Source organism: Candidatus Aquicultor sp., assembly GCF_054640775.1.
Genome location: NZ_JBTSLF010000347.1, coordinates 1 through 2,532, shown reverse-complemented (window position 1 = coordinate 2,532; position 2,532 = coordinate 1). Strand labels below are relative to the sequence as shown.

Annotated in this window: 3 protein-coding genes; all 3 read right to left on the bottom strand. The window is 36.8% G+C overall.

Annotation, left to right across the window (positions count from 1 at the left end; all coding sequences use genetic code 11):
- Positions 1 to 135: 135 nt before the first annotated feature.
- Entirely contained in the window at positions 136 to 1,326 is a 1,191-nt protein-coding gene (locus ACYC56_RS15205) for an integrase core domain-containing protein (protein WP_461375016.1), read from the bottom strand.
- Between the two features lie 420 nt (positions 1,327 to 1,746).
- Positions 1,747 to 2,076 (bottom strand): thioredoxin family protein, encoded by a 330-nt coding sequence (locus ACYC56_RS15200; RefSeq protein WP_461375015.1) that lies wholly within the window; start codon positions 2,074 to 2,076, stop codon positions 1,747 to 1,749.
- Between the two features lie 45 nt (positions 2,077 to 2,121).
- Positions 2,122 to 2,316, bottom strand: a complete 195-nt coding sequence (locus ACYC56_RS15195) for a hypothetical protein (RefSeq protein WP_461375014.1) — start codon at positions 2,314 to 2,316, stop codon at positions 2,122 to 2,124.
- Positions 2,317 to 2,532: the final 216 nt, after the last annotated feature.

The following is a 2,532-nucleotide window of genomic DNA, read 5'->3' as shown; positions in this document are numbered from 1 at the left end:
TATTTCATGAATAGCAGAACATCGTGGACAAATATTAGTAGAGTTGAAATAGCAAGAGATCGTGGACAAATCCCGCCCGGGCGGGATTCACGAAGTTTAGTTAATAATTCTTTGCACGACATCGTAGACATCCTGCTAATATAAAACAAAGTCGTATTCGGCAATCAGTTCTTGTTCTTTGAAAATTTTCAACAAATGCTTATCAGTGATTATAACACCTTTTATATACTCATAGACCGCTTCTTTGGGGAGAGTAAATGATAAACCAAATATGTTGAACTTAAGGTCGCTTCTAACAAATCTGATTACATGTATTTGACCATCGCTCAAGGGAAGTCGCTCTTGCGGCAAAGAATAATCTTCACTCAAAGTAGTTGCCGGATAACATAGATGCTCTCTTCGTTGCTGTGGTGTCATTCCTTCTTGACTACTGTAATGATGATTTTGATTGTGTATTTGACAGAAATGATCGGCAGCTTTTTGGACTTGTTCTATGTTTTCAAATCTATCGGAGTTTAGAACAGCACTTTGCATTTGGTTATTGAAGTGTTCGATGATCCCATTTCTCCATGGTTCTCTTTTAGGAATAAAGACCGGAGTGACGTTATGCAGTAGGCAAAGACGGACTACTTTCCCCAATGCAGTGGGTCTGTTTAAGCTGCCCCAGAATGCTAAATCATTATCCATCTGTAGATAATCCGGTATTCCGGCAATCTTCCAAAAGCGAATTAAACCGTTGCAAACATTGGCTGAATCTTGATTTTCAAAAGCACAAACTTGAGCCCAGTGAGTATCACAACAAATAATAGTGTGAAAATAGAATCTCGTTTTGCTGTAAAGGTAGCGAGGTCCGGCAAAATCCATTTGCTGACTTAGAACATATTCATATGGATATTTTTTCCCCTTCGGTATATAAGTATCTATTTTCTTTCTGCGGGTAATCTTGTTATGCTTTAGTATTCTTGCAATAGACCAAACCGGTGGTGGAGTAATGCCCCGCATCTCTAAAGTGTAATAAATCGCTTGTGGCCCATATTGCATGTAAGGTGTTGTCATCAATTGTTTACGAGTTTCTATTACAAGAGTTTCAGTTGCTTTATCAATTTGCCCCTTTGATGTTCTGGGCTTTCGCGATTGCTCTTGATACCAATGGAAATCCATGCCCCCGGCTGTTGCTTCGTTGTTTGAATATCTGTTTAACCATTTGTAAAGCCAGGCTCTTGAACACTTAAGTGATTTACATATCTCGTTGATTTTGAATTTGTTCTTCCAAAGTTCAACGGCTTTTATTCTTTTTTGTTCGTTGTTGATACTTTTCTCTTTCATTACCATCTCTCCTTTTTTGAGACAGTAACTGAAAGATTTTATCTATCACTAGGAAATGTCTACGATGTTTACAAATTTGTTACTACTAATTGTCTACGATGTCTTGCTTATTTTATGTCCACGATCTCTTGCTTATTGTCAAGTAATTAGTAAAGAGTATGTAGATATTAGAAGAGGCTGTCTTTTATGTTAAAAAGCAAATCCTCTTTTTCAAATAATTGAGCTGAGAGTTAAAACTCTTGGCTCTTTTTTATTTATTTCGAAAAGCGTTAATCAACTCAATCACTCTTTTATCAGCGGTCATACTAATATATTTTAGTTTGAGCAGCCGCAAGATCATTATTAGAATAATATTGTTGTGGCTTGCAATCTCAAAAAAGCGGACAGTTGTTTACGCCGCAGACAGCCTTAAAATAATTGTTAACTCAATAGTTTGTAAATCCTATCCAGCTCGTCCCTTAACTCTTCAAAGTTTACAACTCTGGACTTTCGGAAAAACTCTTTCCCCTCAAAGAAAAACAGAATAGTCGGCACGGTAAAAATATTTTGCTGAGCGGAGAGCTCTTTAGACAAGCTTACATCAACATAAAGGAATTTTATCAGTGGAAACTCAGTTTGAAGAAATTTGATAAACTTAGGTTTCAAGACTTTGCATACGTTGCAATCAGGCGTGCTGAAGTAAACTGCCGCCGCTTGGTTTGAAGAAGTGAAAGAATGAAATTCACTAAGTGTAATTTTGTCGGTTTGCATCTAAGCGGAAATAGAATGACTGAACAATGAAATAAAAAATACGATTTATGCCTTACCTCTTTTTTCGAACTCTTCCCTGCTCACAAGCCGCTTTTCACAAACCCGGAATTGGTGAATATCGAAAAACTTTTTTAATCCGTTCGCATATTTTTCAATATTGGGAACGCGAATATAACCGTCTTTAAGCTCACCAGTTTTTCTATTTTTAAATTTAAAATTAATGTATAGCTCTTCTGGCATGCACAACCCCGATATTTTAGTGCCCAAAAGTAGCATCTAAATTTTGATTTTTCAAATATCAATTAGAGCCATCCTAAATAGTTTAGGCGGGATTAAATTCCACTAACTTCGTCACACGAACAAATGATATGCAGCAGATCACGCAGTGTTTATGAGCTTCCTATCAACACTCCGGCAAGAAACACTAAGATGCCGCCGATAACTACTTGAAATATT

What these genes read in the sequence shown, in the direction of transcription:
- ACYC56_RS15200 (WP_461375015.1), bottom strand. Translation starts at nt 2,076, where the DNA reads ATGCAAACCGACAAAATTACACTTAGTGAATTTCATTCTTTCACTTCT.
- ACYC56_RS15195 (WP_461375014.1), bottom strand. Translation starts at nt 2,316, where the DNA reads ATGCCAGAAGAGCTATACATTAATTTTAAATTTAAAAATAGAAAAACT.
- ACYC56_RS15205 (WP_461375016.1), bottom strand. Translation starts at nt 1,326, where the DNA reads ATGAAAGAGAAAAGTATCAACAACGAACAAAAAAGAATAAAAGCCGTT.